The sequence below is a fragment of the Streptomyces rimosus subsp. rimosus genome, from assembly GCF_000720725.1.
Lineage (GTDB): Bacteria > Actinomycetota > Actinomycetes > Streptomycetales > Streptomycetaceae > Streptomyces > Streptomyces rimosus_A.
In genome coordinates, this window is sequence record NZ_JOCQ01000016.1 from 78,733 (window position 1) to 93,685 (window position 14,953).

The following is a 14,953-nucleotide window of genomic DNA, read 5'->3' on the forward strand; positions in this document are numbered from 1 at the left end:
TTCGTGTGGCTACCGGTGGACGGAGTCGCCGGCCACACCCCAGCGCACCTGCGCTGCCCCCTCGAACTGCACCGCGTGCCGTGACAGCTGATGCGCGCGGCCCAGCACGAAGACATCGGGTGCGTGATCCAGCACCCCGCCCGACGGGTCGTCCTCGCCGTCCCTGCGTACCACGTCCCGCTCGGGCAGCAGCACATCACGCACCACCACCGCGCACAGATACAGCGTCCCCAACAGGTGGAGCACCAGCGCCAGTTGGTAGCCCTCCAGCGGAAGCCCCTGGTGTTTGTCGCCGTTGCCGGTGTAGGCGAGGTACATCCAGATGCCGAGGAAGTACATGACCTCGCACGTCTGCCAGATCAGGAAGTCGCGCCAGCGTGGCCGCGCCAGTGCGGCGAGCGGGATCAGCCACAGCACGTACTGCGGCGAGTAGACCTTGTTGGTGAGGATGAAGAGCGCGACGACCAGGAAGGCAAGCTGAGCGAACCGCGGCCGGCGCGGTGCGTAGAAGGTCAGCAGGGCCAGAGCGCCGCAGCCGAGGATCATGAGCAAGGTGGCGTAGGTGTTCGCGTCCTCCAGCGGATCACCGGTGCGCTGGGAGATGAGCAGCCAGATGGAGCCGAAGTCGATGGGCCGCTCCTGGCTGAAGCTGTAGAACTTCGCCCAGCCCTCTCTGATGTGGAAGCCGGACGCGTCATGCGTGATCATCACCGGCACGTTGACCACCAGCCACGCGGCAGCGGCTCCGGTCACAGTCTTGCCGTAGGGGCGCCACTGTCCGGCCCGCCAGCACAGGATGAGCAGCGGCCCGAGCAGCAGCACCGGATACAGCTTCGCGGCAGTCGCCAGTCCGATGAACACGCCCGCCGCGAAGGTCCGGCTGCGCGACCACATGAGCATCCCGACAGCGGTCAGGGCGACGGCCAGCAGGTCCCAGTTGATGGTCGCGGTGAGCGCGAGGGCAGGTGCGAGGGCGACCAGGAGGCCGTCCCACGGTCGGCGACGGTGGGTCCGGGCCACGCAGACGGCGAGAGTCGCCGCGCACGCCATCAGCATCCCCGCGTTGACCAGCCAGTAGATCTGCTCACGTTGCTGGATCGAGCCCCCGGACGGAGTCATCCAGGAGGCGACCTCCATGAACACGCCGGTCAACACCGGGTATTCGAGGTATTCCATGTCGCCGGGCAGTTTGTCGAAGTACGGGATCAACCCGTCGGCGAAGCCACGCCCCGCGTACAGGTGCGGGATGTCGGAGTAGCAAGCGTGGGTGTACTGGCTGGTGGCGCCGAAGAACCAGCCGCTGCCGTAGCAGGGCAGTTTCTGCACCATGCCGAGCGCGAACATCCCGATGGCGACCAGCGCGACGATGCGTACCGGGTGCCACCAGCCCGTGCGGAAGAAGGCGCGCCGTCCGGCAGGACCGCCGATCAGCTCGCTGCCGGCAGCCGCCACCTCGTCCCGCCGCGTCGGCCGTACGGGGTCGTCCTGTCCCACGCTCGTCATGCGCCCATCCTGCCGTACGGTCCTGGGCCGAACGCGGAGAAGCCCCCGGCCCGGATTCACCGGGTCGGGGGCTTCGCCTGTCGTGTTTCACGTGAAACAGTCAGCGGTCACTCGCGTCGTCCGCCCGACGTGCCGCCGGCCGGGCGTCCGAAGATGCCACCGTCGTCACCGCCTCCGGGCCCTCCTGTGCTCGGATCGGGCGACGTGGTCGTGCCACCGGTGTCCCCGCCACCCGGCCGGCCGCCGGTCTGGCCGCCGTCGGTCGTACCGCCGTTGTGTCGGCATGCGATGTCCCAGTCCGCGCAGGTCTGGGTCGGAGTGGGGCTAGCGGGCTCGCTGGGCTTCACCGTCTTGGAGGGGGTGGGCGTCGGGGAGCTCGGCGGGGGAGCGGACGGAGTGGGCTTCGGGGACGGGCTCATACCGTCTCCGTAGACCGTCTGGCCGATCGGTGCCGGGTCCGGGAAGCGTTCGAGCTTCTGGCCCTTCATGGCCTGCGCCATGAAGTCCGCCCAGATGCGGGCCGGGAACGACGCACCGTGGACCTTCTTCTCGCCACCGACGCCGTACATCTTCAAGAACTCCTGCTGCTTGGCCTGGTCGTCCACCCGCCACATGCCGATCGTGGTGGCCAGCTGCTTCGTGTAACCGGCGAACCACGCCGACTTGTTGTCGTCGGTGGTACCGGTCTTGCCGGCCGCCTCGCGGCCGTCGGGCAGCTTCGCGGCCGTACCGGTGCCCTTCTCCACCACGGTCTTCAGGACGTCCGTGACGTTGTCCGCAACCGCCGCGCTGAAGCCCGTCTTGGGCTTATCGGTGTGCTCGTACTCGGTCTTGCCGTCCTTCTCGATGCTTTCGACCGAATACGGGTCGCTCTGCTGGCCACTGGCGGCGAAGGTGGCATACGCGCCGGCCAGCCGGATCGCGCTCGGCGCCGAGGTGCCCAGTGAGAAGGTCGGGGTGGTCTTCGCCATGCTCTGGTCGTCGCGCAGCCCCGCGTCGATGGCCGCTTCCTTCACCTTGTCACGGCCCACGTCCATGCCGAGCTGGATGAACGGTGTGTTCACCGAGAACTGCATGGCGGTGCGCAGCGTGATCTTTCCGCGGTCCTCGTTGCCGTCGTTCGCCTGGTGCCACTCCTTGCCGTCCTTGTCGTGCCAGACGGTCCCGTCGTAGTTGAGCAGCTTCAGCTTGTTGTCACCGTTGTAGATGCTGTTCGGTGAGACCCGCGTGCGCCGTTCGGGATTGTGCGGGTCCCGTACGCCGTCGGTCATCGCCGCTGCCAGGACGAACGGCTTGAAGGTCGAACCGACCTGCACACCGGTGTAGTCGGCGTTGTTCGTATAGTGCTGGGTCGCGTCCTTGCCGCCGTAGATGGCGACGATCTTTCCGGTCTTCGGTTCAACCGATGCGCCGCCGAACTGGATGTACTTGTCCACCTCGCGCTGGTCCGGCTTGATGTGTTCCTTGGTGACCTTGTCCACGGATTCAGCGAGCTCGTTGACCTTCTTCTCGTCGAAGGTCGTGTGGATCTCGTAGCCGCCCAGCTTCAGCTGGGCGTCCGTGATCTTGGTGTTCGCCGTGATGTAGTTGTTCGCGAGGTCGACGAGGTAGCCCTTCTGTCCACGGAGGTCCATGGCCTTCTTGGGCTTCCTGGGCATCGGGAATTCCTTGATCTGGTCCCGCTCCTCCTTGGTCATCCGCTTGACCTCGACCTCACGGTCCAGCGTCCACTTCCAGCGGAACTCGGCGCGCTTGAGGTTCGCGCCCTTGGTCTCCGTCGTGATGTACGGGTCGTAGAGGTTGGGACCGTTGAGCAGCGCGGCCATGAAGGCGCTCTCGCTCGGCGTGAGCTTGTCGCAGTCCTTGCCGTAATACGCCCGGGACGCGGCCTGGATGCCGTACGCACCGCGCCCGTAATACGCGGTGTTGAGGTAGCCGGCCAGGATGTCGGTCTTCTTCTCCTGGATGCCCACCTTCACCGAGATGAACAGCTCGGTGAGCTTGCGCTTGAGGGTCTGCGACTGGTCGAGGTACGTGTTCTTCACGTACTGCTGGGTGATGGTCGAGCCACTCTGGGTCTCGCCGCCTCTGGCCATGTTGAAGACCGCGCGTGCGATGCCCATCGGGTCGACGCCCGAATCCTCGTAGAACGAGGCATTCTCGGCAGAGATCACCGCGTTCTGCATGGTCTTGGGGATCGACTCAATCGGTACGATCTGGCGGTTGAGATCGCCACCGCCGGCGACGACCATCGGCTTGCCGTTGGACCAGTAGTAGACGTTCTTCTGCAGCTGCGACGCCTTCTGCACGTCCGGGATGTCCACGTAGGCGAGAGCGAGGCCGGCCGCGCCGACGAGCAGCGCCAAGAATCCGATGCAGGAGGTGAGGACCTGCTTCCACGAGGGCACAAAACGGCGCCAGCCGATCTTGCCGGACCGCGGGTAGTCGATGAACCGCTTCTTGCCGGGCTTGCCTGCTCCCCGGCCACGCCCGCTACCGCCTTCACCGCCACCGCCGCCGGTGCGCCGACCGCCACCACGTCCGCCATGGCCACTGCCTGAGGCCATCGCAGCCGTATCGGAAGCGCGCCGGCGACCGCCGCGTTGCGCGGCCCGCCGCGCCTCGGCTCTGCCACCGGCCGGCCGTTCCTGCCCGTACGCTCCGGAGTCGGGAGCCGGGCCGGGGGCGGGTGCGGAGCCACGGAAGGGCGCGGCACGGCGCCCCGATTGTTGTGCGGCTCGTCGGGCCGCTGCACGTCCGCCGCCCTGTGGCTGGGGCGGTTTGCGACGGTGCTCGCTCATGGAACGAATACTCCTCGGGCAGGCGCGCGATCTATCTCGTCGCCTGAAGGCGGCAGTTGGCTTCAGGTCCCCCCGACGTACGGCACCCATATGGCTCATGGGGTCGCACTACACCGAGGACGGGGACGTCCCCTGTCGTCCCTCGGTTCCCGGCAGTCTGCATGCCGCACAGACTACGCACGGCCAAAACCTGCTCACTGTTGAAATTCACTCCAAAACCGTCAGCTTGGGTGGAACGAAACGGTGATGTGACGCCGCTCACCGTCCCCCCTCTTGTCCCTTCCGTGGGCTCGACCTATCGTCTGGATGTATCGAATCGATACATCAGCTCGGCATAAAGAACGCACGAGGACAAGGAGGCGGGCATGAGCAGGCGGTCCGGCATCCTTGAGTTCGCCGTCCTCGGGCTGCTCCGCGAGTCCCCCATGCACGGCTATGAGCTGCGCAAACGGCTCAACACGTCGCTGGGGGTCTTCCGTGCGTTCAGCTACGGCACCCTCTACCCCTGTCTGAAGGCGCTGGTCGCGAACGGCTGGCTGACCGAGGAGACGGGCAGTGAACCGGAGACCGCGCCCGCGTCCCTCACGGGCCGCCGGGCGAAGATCGTCTACCGGCTGACGCCGGAGGGGAAGAGCCACTTCGAGGAGCTGCTCGCCCACTCGGGCCCGGACGCGTGGGAGGACGAACACTTCGGCGTCCGCTTCGCCTTCTTCGGGCAGACCTCGCGCGACGTACGGATGCGGGTGCTGGAAGGCCGCCGCAGCCGCCTGGAGGAGCGCCTGGAGAAAATGCGCACCTCCCTGGCACGTTCGCGCGAGCGGCTGGACGACTACACCCTCGAACTGCAGCGGCACGGCATGGAGTCCGTGGAGCGCGAGGTCCGGTGGCTCAACGAGCTGATCGAGAGCGAACGCGCCGGGCGCGATCAACGCGCCGCGGACCCCGCTGAGCGGAACCAGAAGGACACGTCAGGAGATACGGGCGGCCTGCCCCGGCGTCGGGGTGGTTCCCGGCCGGATCCGTCCGATGACACCACCACCTGAGGCTCCGCAGTCCGCGGGGCCTTGTCGAGAACACAGGGAGCAACCGGAATGGGTTCGGTTCGCGTAGCCATCGCCGGCGTGGGCAACTGCGCCGCCTCGCTGGTACAAGGCGTCGAGTACTACAAGGACGCAGACCCGGACAGCCGCGTGCCCGGCCTGATGCACGTGCAGTTCGGCGACTACCACGTGCGTGACATCGAGTTCGTGGCCGCTTTCGACGTCGACGCCAAGAAGGTCGGCCTCGACCTGGCGGACGCCATCGGTGCCAGCGAGAACAACACCATCAAGATCTGCGACGTGCCGAACTCCGGCGTGACCGTCCAGCGCGGCCACACCCTCGACGGTCTGGGCAAGTACTACCGCCAGACCATCGAGGAGTCCGACGAGGCGCCGGTCGACATCGTCCAGGTCCTCAAGGACAAGCAGGTCGACGTCCTGGTGTGCTACCTGCCCGTCGGCTCCGAGGACGCCGCGAAGTTCTACGCCCAGTGCGCCATCGACGCCAAGGTCGCGTTCGTCAACGCCCTGCCGGTCTTCATCGCGGGCACCAAGGAGTGGGCGGACAAGTTCACCGAGGCCGGCGTGCCGATCGTCGGCGACGACATCAAGTCGCAGGTGGGCGCCACGATCACGCACCGCGTGATGGCCAAGCTCTTCGAGGACCGGGGTGTCGTCCTGGACCGCACGATGCAGCTGAACGTCGGCGGCAACATGGACTTCAAGAACATGCTGGAGCGCGACCGCCTGGAGTCCAAGAAGATCTCCAAGACCCAGGCCGTCACCTCGCAGATCCGCGACCGCGAGCTGGGCGAGGACAACGTCCACATCGGCCCGTCGGACTACGTCGCCTGGCTGGACGACCGCAAGTGGGCCTACGTGCGCCTGGAGGGCCGTGCCTTCGGTGACGTCCCGCTGAACCTGGAGTACAAGCTGGAGGTCTGGGACTCCCCGAACTCCGCGGGTGTCATCATCGACGCCCTGCGCGCCGCGAAGATCGCCAAGGACCGCGGCATCGGTGGCCCGGTGCTCTCCGCGTCCTCGTACTTCATGAAGTCGCCACCGGTGCAGTACTTCGACGACGAGGCGCACGTGAACGTCGAGAAGTTCATCAAGGGCGAGGTCGAGCGCTGATCATCGCGCCGTCCGCCTAGCACGCAGGCCCCCGGAAATTCCGACCGGGGGCCTGCGTGCTGTGTGAGGCTGGGCCTCATGCCCGTTGTGCGTGACCTCCGCGTACTGCTCCAGCTGCGTGACTTCCGTTCCCTGCTGGCCGTACGGCTCCTCTCTCAGGCCGCCGACGGCGTCTACCAGGTCGCGCTCGCCACGTACGTCATCTTCTCGCCCGAGAGGCAGGCGACTCCCGCGGCCATCGCCTCCGCCATGGCGGTCCTGCTGCTCCCGTACTCGCTGCTCGGCCCCTTCGCTGGTGTCCTCCTCGACCGGTGGCGCCGCCGGCAGGTCCTGCTGTACGGCAATCTGCTGCGCACCGTGCTCGCTCTCGGCACCGCCGCCCTGATCACCGTGCGAGCTTCCGACTGGCTCTTCTACGCCTCCGCACTGTCCGTCATGGCCGTCAACCGTTTCGTGCTGGCCGGGCTGTCGGCAGCCCTGCCGCGCGTGGTGATCGGCACGGAGCGGTTGGTCGTGGCCAACTCCCTCTCCCCGACCGCCGGCACGCTCGCGACGACCGCGGGCGGTGGGCTCGCCTTCGCCGTCCGGCTGGCGGGAAGCCAGTCGAACACGGTCGTCGTGCTGCTGGCCGCAGTCCTCTACCTCTGCGCTTCCGGTGTCTCGCTGCGCATGGGCCCGGGGCTGCTGGGGCCAGACCCTTCCCAGCTCCAGTCGCGTGTCGGCGCAGCCTTGTTGAGCACCGCGCGCGGCTTGGTGGACGGGCTGCGTCACCTCCTGGAGCGACGTACCGCAGCGGCAGCACTCACAGCGATGACCGCTCTGCGCTTCTGCTACGGAGCCCTGACGGTGACGGTGCTGATGCTGTGCCGGTACGCGTGGGCCGACAGCGAGTCGGACGGGCTGGCGCTCCTCGGGATCGCCGTCGGCGTGTCAGGGGCGGGCTTCTTCGCCGCCGCCGTCATCACGCCGTCGGCCGTGGAACGGTTCACGCCCCTGGTCTGGATGGCGAGCTGCGCGGGACTGTCGGCGGTGCTGACTCCGGCTTTGGGGCTGTTCTTCGCGTACGTGCCGCTGCTGATCGCGGCTTTCGTCCTCGGCCTCAGCACCCAGGCATCCAAGATCTCCACGGACACGGTGGTGCAGTCGTCAGTGGACGATGCCTTCCGTGGCCGTGTCTTCGCGGTTTACGACATGCTCTTCAACGTCGCCTACGTCGGCGCCGCGGCCGTGGCGGCGCTGATGCTGCCGCTGGACGGCAGGTCCGGTGTTCTCGTCGTCGCCGTGGCTCTGCTCTACGCGGCAACCGCCGTGTCGCTGATCCGTTTCGTACGGCGGTAACCGCCCGGAGCCCAGGCCCGGGGCCCCCGCCCGCGCCAGGGTCACCTCGCGACCGGATACGTTACGTGCTTTCAGCTCACACGATGACGCACAGCTTTCAGGGGGACCTCCATGACCATGCCGCCGCCTCCGGGCCAGAACCCGTACGGCCAGAATCCCTACGGCCAGGCCCCGTACCCGCAGGCGCCGAACGCTCCGTACGGGCAGCCGCCGCAGGGGCCCACCCCGTACGGCCAGCCGCAGCCCCCGCAGGCTCCCAACGCTCCGTACGGCCAGCCGCAGGGCGGCTATGCTCCCCCGTCGCAGATGCCTGCGCAGCAGGGTGCTCCCTGGCCGCAGGCAGCGCCCCCGCAGCAGCCCTACGGCATGCCCCCACAAGGTTCGGCACCCCTGCCGCCCGGGCCCCAGCGTTCGGACAGCGTGGGCCGGAAGGTCTTCCGCGTGATCCTGAGTCTTGTCGTGCTGGGCCTGGTGCTCGGCGGCCTCGCGGGCTTCAACTCCCTCTTCGGCTCGGACGCCAAAAAGGCAGCCGTCGGCGACTGCATGAAGAACAACGGCACGACCATCCGGCCGGACCTGGAGAAGGTGGACTGCGCCGCCTCTGACGCGGCCTACAAGGTCGCCGAGGTGCATGACGACACCACCGACGAGAAGCTGTGCGACCTGACGAAGTACAACGCCTATTCGGAAGCCACCGGCCGTCGGCACCGCAGCAAGGTCGTGCTCTGCCTCGAAGACATCAAGAAGTAGAGCCGACCCTCGTTTCACGTGAAACACGGCGGTGCCCACCGCGGTGTTTCACGTGAAACGACGCGCTCACTGCTGCGCGGCCCACCACTCGCGCAGAGCGGCGACGGCCTCTTCCCGCTCCATCGGCCCGTTCTCCAGCCGGAGTTCGAGCAGGTGCTTGTACGCCTTACCGACCTCCGGGCCAGGGGCGATGCCGAGAATCTCCATGATGTCGTTGCCGTCCAGGTCCGGCCGGATCGAGTCCAGCTCCTCCTGCTCCTGCAACCACGCGATGCGCTCCTCCAGCCCGTCATAGGCACGGGAGAGGGCGTTGGCCTTGCGCTTGTTGCGGGTGGTGCAGTCCGAACGCGTCAGCTTGTGCAGTCGCTTCAGCTGCGGGCCGGCGTCTCGCACGTACCGACGGACCGCGGAGTCGGTCCACTCGCCCGTCCCGTAACCGTGGAAGCGCAGATGCAGCTCCACCAGCCGCGAGACGTCCTTGACCATGTCGTTGGAGTACTTCAGCGCGGTCATCCGCTTCTTGGTCATCTTCGCCCCCACCACCTCGTGGTGGTGGAAGGAGACCCGGCCGTCACTCTCGAAACGACGCGTCCTGGGCTTGCCGATGTCGTGCAGCAGTGCCGCCAGCCGCAGCACCAGGTCGGGGCCGTCCTCTTCGAGGTCGATGGCCTGTTCCAGCACCGTCAGCGAGTGCTCGTAGACATCCTTGTGACGGTGATGTTCGTCACGTTCGAGACGCAGTGCGGGCAGCTCCGGCAGCACCCGGTCGGCGATGCCCGTGTCGACCAGCAGCTTGAGGCCCTTGCGCGGGTGGGAGCCCAGGAGCAGCTTGTTCAGCTCGTCCCGTACCCGCTCCGCGGAGACGATGTCGATGCGCTCGGCCATGGCTTTCATCGCGGAGACGACGTCGTCGGCCACCTCGAAGTCCAGCTGGGCGGCGAACCGGGCAGCTCGCATCATCCGCAGCGGATCGTCGGAGAAGGACTCCTCCGGCGTCCCCGGTGTCCGCAGGACACGTGCCGCCAGGTCCTCCAGACCGTCGTGTGGGTCGATGAACTCCTTCTGCGGTAGCGCCACCGCCATGGCGTTCACCGTGAAGTCCCGGCGCACCAGGTCCTGCTCGATGGAGTCGCCGTAGGACACCTCGGGCTTGCGCGAGGTCCGGTCGTACGCCTCCGAGCGGTACGTGGTGACCTCGATGTCGAACGAGTCCTTCTTGCAGCCGACGGTGCCGAAGGCGATGCCGACCTCCCACACCGCGTCCGCCCACGGCCGGACGATCTTCAGTACGTCCTCGGGGCGGGCATCGGTGGTGAAGTCGAGGTCGTTGCCGAGCCGGCCGAGCAGGGCATCCCGTACCGAGCCGCCGACCAGGGCAAGCGTGAACCCGGCCTCCTGGAAACGGCGGGCCAGATCGTCCGCGACGGGAGACACCCGCAACAGTTCTCCGACGGCACGGCGCTGCACCTGGTTCAGCGCGTCCGTCGACTGCGGGGTCCGCTCGGGCTGCGGGGCGGGGAAGTCATTGTTGGCGTTCGGCACAACAGAACAGGGTACGTGGCCACGTCGCGCGAGGCGTCCCGTCGGCGATGGCGCCGGGCAGCGCAGGAAAAAGGGGACAAGCGTCTCTCCGGGCCGGCTGCCGAGCGATCTTGTGGAGCAGTCCCCAGCACTTCACCCCAGCGGGTCTCGTTACCATGCGTGGACGCACATTCCGACGACCACTGACGACGACGAGGGACGGGCGAACGCGTGGCCGAGGCGGCAGGGTTCCAGGGGAGTGAACGGCCGCGCCGTCGGTGGTTGCGCCGGGCCGCGGCACTGATCGCCGGTGTGCCGCTGCTGGCGGGAATGGTGCAGATCCCGGCCGCCCCCGAAGCCCGTGCCGCCGGCCCGCGCACCGTCGACGTCTCCATCGACGCGCTGACCCCCAACGCGCCGAAGAAGGACGACACCCTCACCGTCTCCGGGACGCTCACCAACGGCAGCAATGTCCCGATCACCGACGCGCACGTGGGCCTGCGGCGTGGTCCCGCTCTCAACAGCCGCAGCGCCATCGACACGGCCGCCAAGCGCACGGGCTTCTCCCAGGGAGCCGACGGCCAGGAGATCGGGAACCTCACCCAGAAGATCGACAAGCTGGAACCGGGCGTCAGCCGCACCTTCACCCTCCACGTCCCGGTCAAGGACCTCGATCTCGGTGACGACGGCGTCTACCAGCTCGGCGTCTCCCTGTCCGGCCGGTCCGATGGCGCCTCGTACGAGCAGGTACTCGGCATCGAGCGGACGTTCCTGCCCTGGCAGAACTCCGACGTGGAAAAGAAGACTCAGCTCACGTACCTGTGGCCGCTGATCTCCTCGACACACCTGACCGCGGAGACCGACGCGGACGCAGAGCAGACACCGGTCTTCCGCAACGACAACCTGGCATCGGAGATCGCCCCCGGCGGGCGGCTCCAGCAGCTCGTGGCGCTCGGCAAGGACCTCCCCGTCACCTTCGTCATCGACCCCGACCTGCTCGCCTCCGTCGACGCGATGACCAGGACGTACAAGGTCGAAGGACCCGACGGACCCACCGCGGGCAAGAACCAGGCGGTCGCCAAGCAATGGTTGAAGCAGGTGGAGGAGGCGGTGAAGACCCATGAGGTCATCGCGCTGCCCTTCGCCGACCCCGACCTGGCCTCGCTCGCGCACCGCGGTAAAGAGGTCCCCAGCGCCCTCGGGCACCTCGGCCCCGCCACGACGAAGGCGGCCAAAACCGTGGAGACGGTTCTGGGTGTCAAGCCCCGCACCGACTTCGCCTGGCCCGCCGAAGGCGCCGTCGACTCCTCCATCATCGATGTCGCCACTTCCGGCGGTGCCCACAACATCATCGCCCGCAGCGACAGCCTGCAGGAGGACAGCCTCGCCTACAGCCCGACGGCAGCCCGCCCGATCGGCGGCGGCAACACCGCCATCGTCGCCGACGCCGGATTGTCCACGGCCTTCGAGGGCGACCTGTCCAAAGCCGAGAACTCCACGCTGGCCATCCAGCAGTTCCTCGCCCAGAGCCTGATGATCAACGGCCAGGAGCCCGGGCGGCAGCGCAACATCGTCGTCGCGCCGCAGCGCACGCCTTCGGTCAGCCAGGCGCAGGCGATGGCCGCGGGCGTCAAGAATCTGGTGCCGGGCCGCTGGGCCGAACCGCTGAACCTGACAGGCGCCGCCAAGGCCGCGCCCGACCCCGGGGCCAATCGCCAGGTGCCGGGGGCCGGCGAGTACCCGGCTTCGCTGCGCAAGCAGGAACTCCCGACGGAAGCCTTCGAGGAGATCCAGAACACCCAGACCACGCTCGACGACTTCGCGCCCGTGCTGGCCCAGCCCCCGCGCGTGGTGACGCCGTTCGGCAACGCCATCATGCGGGAGATGTCGACCGAGTGGCGGCTGGACGAAGCGGGCGCCGCGGCCTTCCGCAGCTCTGTGCACACCTATCTCGACGGTCTGACGAAGAACGTGCAGCTGATCCAGAAGTCTCCTGCGACGCTCTCCGGGCGCAGCGCGACGATCCCGGTGACGGTGCAGAACAACCTGGTCCAGGGCGTCAAGGGACTGACGCTGGAGCTCTCGTCCTCGCAGCCCAACCGGCTCGACACGGGCGAGCCGCAGGAGATCACGGTCGACGGCGGCCACAGCCAGTCGTTCAAGTTCGACACGACGGCGAACGCCAACGGTCCCGTGCAGGTGACGGCGCAGCTCTACACCGCGGACGGCAAGCGGTACGGCCGGCCGATGACCTTCCAGGTCAACGTCACCGAGATCACCTCGACGATCATGCTGGTCATCGCGGGCGGAGTCCTGCTGCTCGTCCTCGCCGGTGTCCGCATCTACCTCCAGCGCAAGCGCGCCGCGGCGGGGCGCGACGGGAACGGGACCGACGGTGACGGTGGGCCCGAGGACGGCAACGGGGGTGACGGTACGGACGGTGACGAGCCGGTGCAGCCGGGTGACCACGAGCCGGACACCGGTTCGGAAAGCACGGACGCGTCCGGCTCAGGTGAGAAAGTGGACCGTTGATAGATGGCGGGGCCGGATGGCCGGCGACGGATGAGGTGGGGCAGCGATGAATGCGCCGTACGACGGTGACCGCGGCAGGGGTGCGCACGACACCCCCGCGGGTCAGGGACCGCCGACGCCCCAGGGGCAGCAGCCCCATGATCCGTATGTGCACGACGCGTACGCCAACGATCCGTACCGGTCCCAGGACCCCACGGCCCAGGACCCGGTCAACGACGTCTTCTACGACCGGTCCGCGCACCCCCCACCGCCTCCCGGGCAGGCCCCACACCCGCTCTACCAGCAGCCGCCCGCCCCGCAGCACACCCCTGACCCGCAGGTGTGGGCACCGACCCCGCCGCCCGAGCCGCAGGGCCCGACGCGCCACCTGCCGTACGGTGACGACGCCGCCACGACGCAGTTCGTGGGCGTGGACGACCTGATCTCGCAGGCCGCCGACGATCGCCGGGAACCGGACGCCTTCGCGCACCTGTACCGGGACCAGCGGCAGCCGTACGAGCCGCAGCGTCCGATGACGCCGCAGCAGGAGCCGGTTCCGCAGGCCGCCTCCGTACCGGAGCAGCCGCCGACGCCCGCGCCGGAGCCCGCGGCTCCCGCCAAGCGTTCCGGCGGACGCGCGTCGTCGCTGCTGAAGTCCAGCGCGGTCATGGCCGCGGGCACGCTGGTCTCGCGCATCCTGGGATTCGTACGCAACCTCGTCATCGCCGCGGCGATCGGCGTCGGCACCCTCAACGACTCGTACCAGGTCGCCAACACCCTCCCGACGATGATCTACATCCTGGTCGGCGGCGGCGCCCTGAACGCGGTGTTCATCCCGCAGCTCGTGCGGGCCATGAAGAACGACGAGGACGGCGGCGAGGCGTACGCCAACCGCCTGCTGACGCTGGTCACGGTGTTGATGGCGGGCATCACCACGGTCTGTGTGCTGGCGGCGCCGGTCTTCATCAGCATGATGTCGCCGAAGATCGCCTCCGATCCCGAGCAGATGGATGTCGCGGTCGCCTTCGCCCGCTACTGCCTGCCGACCATGTTCTTCATGGGCGTGCACGTGGTGTTGGGGCAGATCCTCAACGCCCGCGGGCGGTTCGGCGCGATGATGTGGACCCCGGTCCTCAACAACGTCATCGTGATCGCCACGTTCGGCGCCTTCATCTGGGTCTTCGGCAGCTTCTCGCAGAGCGGTGTGAGCGCGGGCAACGTCTCCGCCGACGCGGTCCGGCTGCTCGGCATCGGCACACTGCTCGGTCTGACCGTGCAGGCGCTCGCCATGTTCCCTTACCTCCGGGACGCCGGTTTCCGGCTCCGCCCGCGCTTCGACTGGCGCGGCCACGGGCTGGGGAAGGCCGCACGGCTGGCCAAGTGGACCTTCTTCTTCGTGCTCGCCAACCAGCTCGGCCTGGTCGTGGTGACTCAGATCGCCACCTGGGCCGGCTCGGTCGCCGAGGGCCAGGGCCACTCGGGTACCGGTATCACCGCTTACAACTACGCGCTGCAGCTCTGGCAGATGCCGCAGGCGATCATCACCGTCTCGGTCATGACCGCTGTTCTGCCGCGTATTTCCCGAGCAGCCCACGACGGGGACGTCACCGCCGTACGCGACGACATCTCCTACGGACTGCGCACCTCGGCGGTGGCCATCGTGCCGTGCGCCTTCGCGTTCCTGGCGCTCGGTGTCCCCATGGCGACGCTGATGTTCTCCAGCGCGGGGGCCGGTGCCACCAACATCGGTTACGTGATCATGGCGTTCGGTCTGGGCCTCATCCCGTACTCCGCGCAGTACGTCATCCTGCGCGGTTTCTACGCCTACGAGGACACCCGCACACCGTTCTTCAACACCGTGATCGTCGCCGCCGTCAACGCCGCGGTCTCCGGTCTGTGCTTCCTGGTCCTGCCGGCCCGCTGGGTCGTGGTGGGCCTCGCAGCGGCCTATGGACTGGCCTACGCCGTCGGCGTCGGCGTGGCCTGGCGGCGGCTGCGCAAACGGCTGGGCGGCGACCTGGACGGGCCGCACGTCATTCGTACGTACGCCCGCCTCGCCGGGGCCTGTGTGCCGGCCGCCCTGGTCGGCGGCGCGGCCTCATACGGAATCACCCTGGCACTCGGCAGCGGTGTCACCGGCTCCCTGGCCGCCTTGGTCGGTGGCGGTGTCACACTGATCGCCGTCTTCTTCCTCGCCGCGAAGCGGATGCGGGTCGAAGAGATGAACGCCATGGTCGGCATGGTGCGCGCGAAGCTGGGGCGCTGAGCGGGCACAACCATCGGCCGCAACCGTGTGTCGTGCATAGTGGCGGACTGTGGGCACAATTGTCTTGGCTCGGAGAGCCTGCAACGGAT

Annotated in this window: 9 protein-coding genes; 6 read left to right on the forward strand and 3 right to left on the reverse strand. The window is 68.1% G+C overall.

What is annotated here, in order from left to right; all coding sequences use genetic code 11:
• Positions 1 to 9 precede the first annotated feature (9 nt).
• Positions 10 to 1,503, reverse strand: coding sequence for a glycosyltransferase family 87 protein (locus tag IH45_RS0111450; RefSeq protein WP_030665514.1), 1,494 nt, complete (start codon positions 1,501 to 1,503; stop codon positions 10 to 12).
• A 107-nt stretch (positions 1,504 to 1,610) separates the two neighbouring features.
• A complete protein-coding gene (locus IH45_RS0111455; protein WP_030665516.1) occupies positions 1,611 to 4,304 on the reverse strand; it encodes a transglycosylase domain-containing protein in 2,694 nt (897 codons plus the stop codon).
• Between the two features lie 365 nt (positions 4,305 to 4,669).
• Here IH45_RS0111455 and IH45_RS0111460 point away from each other — a divergent pair, with 365 nt between their 5' ends.
• From IH45_RS0111460 to IH45_RS1000000149825, 4 genes are all read left to right on the forward strand, one after another.
• Positions 4,670 to 5,347, forward strand: a complete 678-nt coding sequence (locus tag IH45_RS0111460; protein ID WP_030665519.1) for a PadR family transcriptional regulator — start codon at positions 4,670 to 4,672, stop codon at positions 5,345 to 5,347.
• Between the two features lie 48 nt (positions 5,348 to 5,395).
• Positions 5,396 to 6,478: an inositol-3-phosphate synthase gene (locus IH45_RS0111465; protein ID WP_030665522.1), complete on the forward strand. Its 1,083-nt coding sequence runs from the start codon at positions 5,396 to 5,398 to the stop codon at positions 6,476 to 6,478.
• Between the two features lie 78 nt (positions 6,479 to 6,556).
• Positions 6,557 to 7,816 (forward strand): MFS transporter, encoded by a 1,260-nt coding sequence (locus IH45_RS0111470; protein WP_030665524.1) that lies wholly within the window; start codon positions 6,557 to 6,559, stop codon positions 7,814 to 7,816.
• A gap of 111 nt (positions 7,817 to 7,927) precedes the next feature.
• The gene (locus tag IH45_RS1000000149825; RefSeq protein ID WP_032917207.1) at positions 7,928 to 8,566 is read left to right on the forward strand and encodes an LppU/SCO3897 family protein; all 639 of its coding nucleotides are present in this window, start codon (positions 7,928 to 7,930) and stop codon (positions 8,564 to 8,566) included.
• A 66-nt stretch (positions 8,567 to 8,632) separates the two neighbouring features.
• Here IH45_RS1000000149825 and IH45_RS0111480 read toward each other — a convergent pair whose 3' ends face one another.
• Positions 8,633 to 10,108: a CCA tRNA nucleotidyltransferase gene (locus tag IH45_RS0111480; RefSeq protein ID WP_030665530.1), complete on the reverse strand. Its 1,476-nt coding sequence runs from the start codon at positions 10,106 to 10,108 to the stop codon at positions 8,633 to 8,635.
• A gap of 210 nt (positions 10,109 to 10,318) precedes the next feature.
• On the opposite strand from IH45_RS0111480, the gene IH45_RS0111485 reads away from it, so the two are divergent.
• Both IH45_RS0111485 and murJ read left to right on the forward strand, forming a co-directional pair.
• Positions 10,319 to 12,619 carry a DUF6049 family protein gene (locus tag IH45_RS0111485; RefSeq protein ID WP_030665534.1) on the forward strand — a complete coding sequence of 767 codons (2,301 nt, stop codon included), beginning with the start codon at positions 10,319 to 10,321 and terminating at the stop codon, positions 12,617 to 12,619.
• A 46-nt stretch (positions 12,620 to 12,665) separates the two neighbouring features.
• Entirely contained in the window at positions 12,666 to 14,864 is a 2,199-nt protein-coding gene (murJ, locus tag IH45_RS0111490; RefSeq protein ID WP_030665537.1) for a murein biosynthesis integral membrane protein MurJ, read from the forward strand.
• The last annotated feature ends 89 nt before the right edge of the window (positions 14,865 to 14,953 follow it).

Excerpts from the sequence above, each read along its gene's own strand:
- IH45_RS0111450 (WP_030665514.1), bottom strand. The coding sequence starts at position 1,503 with ATGACGAGCGTGGGACAGGACGACCCCGTACGGCCGACGCGGCGGGAC.
- IH45_RS0111455 (WP_030665516.1), bottom strand. The coding sequence starts at position 4,304 with ATGAGCGAGCACCGTCGCAAACCGCCCCAGCCACAGGGCGGCGGACGT.
- IH45_RS0111460 (WP_030665519.1), top strand. The coding sequence starts at position 4,670 with ATGAGCAGGCGGTCCGGCATCCTTGAGTTCGCCGTCCTCGGGCTGCTC.
- IH45_RS0111465 (WP_030665522.1), top strand. The coding sequence starts at position 5,396 with ATGGGTTCGGTTCGCGTAGCCATCGCCGGCGTGGGCAACTGCGCCGCC.
- IH45_RS0111470 (WP_030665524.1), top strand. The coding sequence starts at position 6,557 with ATGCCCGTTGTGCGTGACCTCCGCGTACTGCTCCAGCTGCGTGACTTC.
- IH45_RS1000000149825 (WP_032917207.1), top strand. The coding sequence starts at position 7,928 with ATGACCATGCCGCCGCCTCCGGGCCAGAACCCGTACGGCCAGAATCCC.
- murJ (WP_030665537.1), top strand. The coding sequence starts at position 12,666 with ATGAATGCGCCGTACGACGGTGACCGCGGCAGGGGTGCGCACGACACC.